Genomic DNA, 4,837 nt, shown 5'->3' with positions numbered 1-4,837 from the left:
TGCTCGGCAGAGGCCAAGGCGCACAAAACGCGGAAAATACTCGCCGACGGCCAAACGGCCGCCGCGCCCGAGCCGACCGGCATCGCCTGTGCCCGGAAGGGTTGTGAGGGCGAGCTCGTCACGCGGCGCTCCCGCCGGACCGGCAAGATATTCTACGGATGCAGCCAGTTTCCCAAGTGCAACTACGTCGTCTGGGATACGCCCATCCTCCAGCCCTGCCCGGCTTGCGAACACCCGCACCTGACGCTGAAGACGACGAAGAAGGACGGCACCCGGCTCGTCTGCCCGAACAAATCCTGCAGCCACTCCGAGGAAGCGCCGAAGGAACTGATCGCCTCCCTCGAAAACGGGCGCACCCACGAGGCCGTCCCCGCCGCGGAGCAAGAGGCATGACCGGGAAGCTCCGGATCATCGGCGGCGGCCTCGCCGGCACCGAAGCGGCTTGGCAGGCCGCCCGCCGCGGCGTCGAGGTCGATCTCTTCGAGATGCGCCCCGTGCAGAGCACCCCGGCGCACCAGACGGGCGATCTGGCTGAACTCGTCTGTTCGAACTCCCTGCGCTCCAACTCGCTAGAGAACGCCTCCGGCCTCCTGAAGGAAGAGATGCGGAAGATGGACTCCCTCATCCTCCGCGCGGCGGACGCCACGCGCGTGCCCGCCGGGATCGCCCTGGCGGTGGACCGCAGCCGCTTCAGCGAGGAGATCACCCGCGCCCTCGAAGGCGAGCCCCTCATCCGGATTCACCGCCAGGAGGTCTCCTCTCTTGAGAGCGACGATCTGACCGTCGTCGCCTCGGGCCCCCTGACGAGCCCCGGCCTCTCGGCCGAGCTGGCCCGCGTCACCCAGGGGAAATACCTCTACTTCTACGACGCCATCTCGCCGATCCTCTACGGGGACAGCATCGACATGGACACCGCCTTCATGGGCTCGCGCTACGGAAAGGGTATCGAGGACGAGGGCGGCGAGGGAGATTACATCAACATCGGACTGAACGATGCGGAATACGCCCGCTTCCAGAACAACCTCATCGAGGGCGAGAAAATCGCCATGCGCGACTTCGAGAAGGCGATCTATTTCGAAGGGTGCCTCCCCATCGAGGAGCTGGCCGCCCGCGGGGTGGAAACACTCGCCTTCGGCCCCATGAAACCGGTCGGCCTGGCGCACCCGGAGACGGGCGAGACCTATCACGCCGTCGTGCAACTGCGCCACGAGGATTTGAGCGGGGATTTCTATTCGATGGTGGGTTTTCAGACCCGGCTGCGCTACCCCGATCAGAAACGTATCTTCACCCAGCTTCCCGCTCTCGAAAACGCGCGCTTTCTCCGCTACGGCAGCCTCCACCGCAACACCTACATCAACGCCCCCCGGCTGATGCGGAACACGCTTCAACTCAAGCGCTACCCCCGGATCATGGTCGCCGGCCAGCTGACGGGAGTAGAGGGCTATCTCGAATCGGCCGCGATAGGCCTTCTCGCCGGCATCAACGCGGCAGCCCTCCTTCAGGACGCCCCGCTGACCCCGCCGCCCAAGACCACCGCCCTCGGCTCGCTCGTGGCATACATCACCGAGGCCAAGACCAAAAACTTCCAGCCGATGAACGTCAACTTCGGCATCTTTCCGCCGCTGGCGCATCGCGTCCCGCGAAATGACAAGAAAAAGCACATCGTCGAGCGCGCCCTGAGGGATCTCGAGCCATGGCGAGAGAGTCAAACCGCCCTCATCAAGGGCTGAGCGAAGCCCGCGAGGAATTTCTGGTCCATCTCCGCCAGGAGCGGGGCGTCTCCGCGCACACCCTTCGGGCCTACGGACAGGACCTGGCCGACTTCGATGCGTTTCTCCGGGAGTGGGCCGGCCGGCCCCTCTCGCCGGAGGAGGTGGACGCCCTCGCCGTGCGCGCCTACCTGGGCGCCCTTCACCGCCGCGGCTCCGGCGCCGCCACCGTGAGCCGCCACCTCTCGAGCATCCGTACCCTATACCGCTACCTCCGCCGCGAGGGCCGCGAGGTGGGCGACCCCGCCGGCGAGATCCAGCTGCCGAAGCAGAAAAAAAACCTCCCCACCTTCCTTCCAGTGGACGATGCCGCCCGCCTCATGGAGCTGGCGAGTGCGCAAACGCCGGCGGGCCTGCGCGACAAGGCCATCTTGGAGCTGCTCTACGGCTCGGGCCTCCGGGTCGGGGAGCTGACCGCCCTCGACGATGCCGATTTGAACGCGGGGGAGCGGCTTCTCCGGGTGCAGGGAAAGGGAAAGAAAGAGCGCATCGTCCCCATCACCCTCCCCGCCCTCGAGGCGGTGGACACCTACCGGAAGGCCCGCCCCGCGCCCCTCACCTCCCAGGAGAAAGAGGAGGCCCCCCTCCTTCGGAACCAGCGCGGCGGCCGCCTCTCCACTTCCGGGGTGCGGGCGATTTTGCGGAAATATGAAGAGAAGGGCGGCTTTCTCTATCATTTCACCCCGCATGCCCTGCGGCACAGTGCCGCCACCCACCTGCTCGAGGACGGGGCCGATCTGCGCGCCATCCAGGAGATTCTCGGCCACGCAAGCCTTTCCACCACCCAGCGCTACACCCAGGTGGACTTTTCCCACCTGCGCAGGGTATATGATGACGCCCACCCCCGAGCGGGAGGGCGGGGGCGTGCAAAGGGAAATACCGAACCGCGAAAGAGAAGGAAGACCCCATGACCGTGCCCGGCGAAATCATCCGCTCCACCACCATTCTCAGCGTCCGCTACCGTGGCCAGACGGCCCTCGGCGGGGACGGACAGGTCACCATGGGCCAGACGGCCGTGAAGCACAGGGCGGTCAAGATCAGAAGGCTCAGCGGGGGAAAAGTGCTCGCCGGGTTCGCCGGCTCGGCCTCCGACGCCATCGCCCTCTTCGAGCGCTTCGAGGGAAAGCTCGAACAATACGCCGGAAATCTCACCCGCGCGGCCGTTGAGATGGGAAAGGACTGGCGGACGGACCGGGTGCTCCGCCGCCTGGAAGCCCTTCTCGCGGTGGCGGACAAGGACGCCATCCTGATCCTCTCGGGAAGCGGCGAGATCATTGAACCCGACGACGGCGTCCTTTCCATCGGCAGCGGCGGCCCCATCGCCATGGGTGCCGCCCGGGGGATACTCCAGCTCGATCCCAATCTCACCGCCGAGGAAATCGTCCGCCGCGCGTTGGGCATCGCCGCCGAGATCTGCGTCTACACCAACAACCACATTTCGGTGGAAGTCATCTGATGGAAGACCTGATCCCCTCCAAGATCGTTCAGGAACTCGACCGCTACGTCATCGGCCAGAGCAAAGCCAAGCGCGCCGTCGCCATCGCGCTGCGGAACAGATGGCGCAGGCAACAGCTCCCCGACGATCTGCGGGACGATATCGCCCCGAAGAACATCATCATGATCGGCCCGACCGGCGTCGGCAAAACCGAGATCGCCCGGCGGCTCGCCCGCCTCACCAAGAGCCCTTTCCTGAAGGTCGAGGCCAGCAAGTTCACCGAGGTGGGCTACGTGGGCCGTGACGTGGAGAGCATCATCCGCGATCTGGTGGAGCTGGCCCGCAACATGCTCCAGGAGGAGCTCCGGGAGGAAAACCATATCCGCGCCGAGGAGCTAGCCGTCGAGCGGCTTCTCGATCTGCTTCTGCCCCGCCCGCCGGGCTTCGGCGCTTTCAACCCGCAAGAGGAAAACCGCGATCCCCTGGGCGAGCAGCACTACCAGCGGACGCGGGAGAAATTCCGCGGGATGCTCCTCGCGGGCGAGCTCGACGAACGCGAGGTGGAGCTCGAAATCGCCGACAAGGGGCCCGAGATCCAGGTGCTCGGCGGGATAGACCTCGAGCAGATGGGGCTGAACATCAAGGAGATGATGGGCGGGATGTTTCCGGGAAAGACGCGGGCGCGGCGCATGAATGTGCCCGATGCCTTCGCCCTGCTCGCGCAAGAGGAAGCCGACAAGCTGATCGACCCGGACAGCATGAACGCCGAGGCCATCGCCCGGACCGAGCAGTCCGGCATCATCTTTCTCGACGAGATCGACAAGATCGCCGCCGGAAACGGCCGCGGACACGGCCCGGACGTCTCGCGGGAGGGGGTGCAGCGCGATCTCTTGCCCATCGTCGAGGGCTCGACGGTGAACACGAAGTACGGCCCGGTGCGGACAGATCACATCCTCTTCATCGCCGCGGGCGCATTTCACATGTCCAAGCCCTCGGATCTGCTGCCCGAGCTACAGGGCCGCTTCCCCATCCGGGTGGAGCTCAACTCCCTCGGGAAGGAGGATTTCGTCCGGATCCTCCAGGAGCCCGAGAATGCGCTTCTCAAACAGTACCCCGCCCTGCTCGCCACCGAGGGTGTCACCATCCGCTTCACGGATGAAGCCGTCCAGGCGGTGGCCGAGTTCGCCGCCCGGATCAACGAGCAGACCGAAAACATCGGCGCCCGCCGTCTCTATACCATCATGGAGCGCATTCTGGAGGACATCTCCTTCGAGGCGCCCGAGATGGAGGAGACCGAGGTGATGATCGATCCGGCCTACATCCAGCAGCGCCTCGCCGACATCGTTGCGGACCAGGACCTGAGCCGCTACATCCTCTGAAATCGCTCCACCCGGCTGTTTCCCCATCCCCGGAATCCCTCTTGGCCCCTTCCTGCCGGGGGGTGTATATTCTTCCGGCTTGAGGGCCGGAGTCTTCCCGGCCCCGCTTTATAAAAGGACGCAAGGCGATGGACGCAAAAACAAGAGCCGACACCCTGAGTGAGGCCCTGCCCTATATTCAGCGGTTCTCGGGGAAAACGGTGGTGGTCAAGTACGGCGGCGCGGCCCAGGTGGATACGGAACTCCAGGGCCCC

General features: G+C 65.5%; 6 protein-coding genes. All 6 read left to right on the top strand.

The window, feature by feature from the left end; genetic code table 11:
• A partial coding sequence (locus tag O2807_11910) for a type I DNA topoisomerase (protein MDA1001203.1) occupies window positions 1-393 on the top strand: 393 nt, incomplete at its 5' end.
• Window positions 390-1,730 (top strand): methylenetetrahydrofolate--tRNA-(uracil(54)-C(5))-methyltransferase (FADH(2)-oxidizing) TrmFO, encoded by a 1,341-nt coding sequence (gene trmFO / locus O2807_11905; GenBank protein MDA1001202.1) that lies wholly within the window; start codon window positions 390-392, stop codon window positions 1,728-1,730. The genes O2807_11910 and trmFO, both read left to right, overlap by 4 nt.
• Window positions 1,694-2,680 carry a tyrosine recombinase XerC gene (locus tag O2807_11900; protein ID MDA1001201.1) on the top strand — a complete coding sequence of 329 codons (987 nt, stop codon included), beginning with the start codon at window positions 1,694-1,696 and terminating at the stop codon, window positions 2,678-2,680. Before trmFO ends, O2807_11900 begins: the two co-directional genes overlap by 37 nt.
• The gene (hslV, locus tag O2807_11895; protein ID MDA1001200.1) at window positions 2,677-3,225 is read left to right on the top strand and encodes an ATP-dependent protease subunit HslV; all 549 of its coding nucleotides are present in this window, start codon (window positions 2,677-2,679) and stop codon (window positions 3,223-3,225) included. The genes O2807_11900 and hslV overlap by 4 nt, the downstream gene beginning before the upstream one ends.
• Entirely contained in the window at window positions 3,225-4,583 is a 1,359-nt protein-coding gene (hslU, locus tag O2807_11890) for an ATP-dependent protease ATPase subunit HslU (protein ID MDA1001199.1), read from the top strand. The genes hslV and hslU overlap by 1 nt, the downstream gene beginning before the upstream one ends.
• 128 nt (window positions 4,584-4,711) lie before the next feature.
• A partial coding sequence (locus O2807_11885; GenBank protein MDA1001198.1) for an acetylglutamate kinase occupies window positions 4,712-4,837 on the top strand: 126 nt, incomplete at its 3' end.

The sequence above is a fragment of the bacterium genome, assembly GCA_027622355.1.
Classification (GTDB): Bacteria; UBA8248; UBA8248; order UBA8248; family UBA8248; genus JAQBZT01.
This window is presented reverse-complemented; position numbering and strand designations above follow the sequence as displayed.

Excerpts from the sequence above, each read along its gene's own strand:
- hslV (MDA1001200.1), top strand. The coding sequence starts at position 2,677 with ATGACCGTGCCCGGCGAAATCATCCGCTCCACCACCATTCTCAGCGTC.
- trmFO (MDA1001202.1), top strand. The coding sequence starts at position 390 with ATGACCGGGAAGCTCCGGATCATCGGCGGCGGCCTCGCCGGCACCGAA.
- O2807_11900 (MDA1001201.1), top strand. The coding sequence starts at position 1,694 with ATGGCGAGAGAGTCAAACCGCCCTCATCAAGGGCTGAGCGAAGCCCGC.
- hslU (MDA1001199.1), top strand. The coding sequence starts at position 3,225 with ATGGAAGACCTGATCCCCTCCAAGATCGTTCAGGAACTCGACCGCTAC.